We start from the raw sequence: 567 nt of genomic DNA, 5'->3' as shown, positions 1-567 counted from the left end.
CGGCGGGGCTCCCGACGCCGCTTTGCCCGAGCGGCTGCTGTACTGCCCCAGCCAGCTGGTGCTGCGGGCCGGGCTGGCTGCCAACGCCCTGATGGAGGGCATCCACGGGCCGCTGGCCCAGATGCTGATCCCGGAGGAGCAGCGCGACAGGCACCAGGAGCGCATCGATGAAGTGCGGGCGCATTCCGGGCTGGGCCGCGTGCACACCCGGGCGTCCACCTGGGGGATCCCCTTCAGCTGGTTCTGCCTGTTTACGGAGTCGGACCCCACCGACGTGGTGGAATCCGAGGGGCGGATTGTCACCGTGCGTATCCGCGCGACGATCGCCGAGGCCCTGGAACGGGTCCGCTATGCGGTGGCCCACCTGGCCCTGGCCGCACCGGATCTGGACATGCTGGAGGATCTCACCCAGCTCACCGAATGGCTGGAGCTCTTCCACCCGGGGTCGGTGGTGGAACTGGATTATGGGGCCGTGGCGGACAAGGTCTACCCGGATGACTCACCCATGGATGTGCGGCTGGGCATTGAGTGCCTGGCCGAAGGGGACATGACCGGCGCGGCTGCCGC

1 pseudogene is annotated in these 567 nt (G+C 69.1%); it reads left to right on the top strand.

Annotation, left to right across the window (positions count from 1 at the left end):
* A pseudogene (locus K789_RS0109980) lies at positions 1-567 on the top strand (hypothetical protein); the annotation flags it as partial.

Origin of the sequence: Arthrobacter sp. TB 26 (genome assembly GCF_000427315.1) — a bacterium.
Taxonomy (GTDB): domain Bacteria; phylum Actinomycetota; class Actinomycetes; order Actinomycetales; family Micrococcaceae; genus Arthrobacter.
The sequence above is the reverse complement of the archived record's forward strand: the minus strand, read 5'-3'. Positions and strand labels throughout refer to the sequence as shown.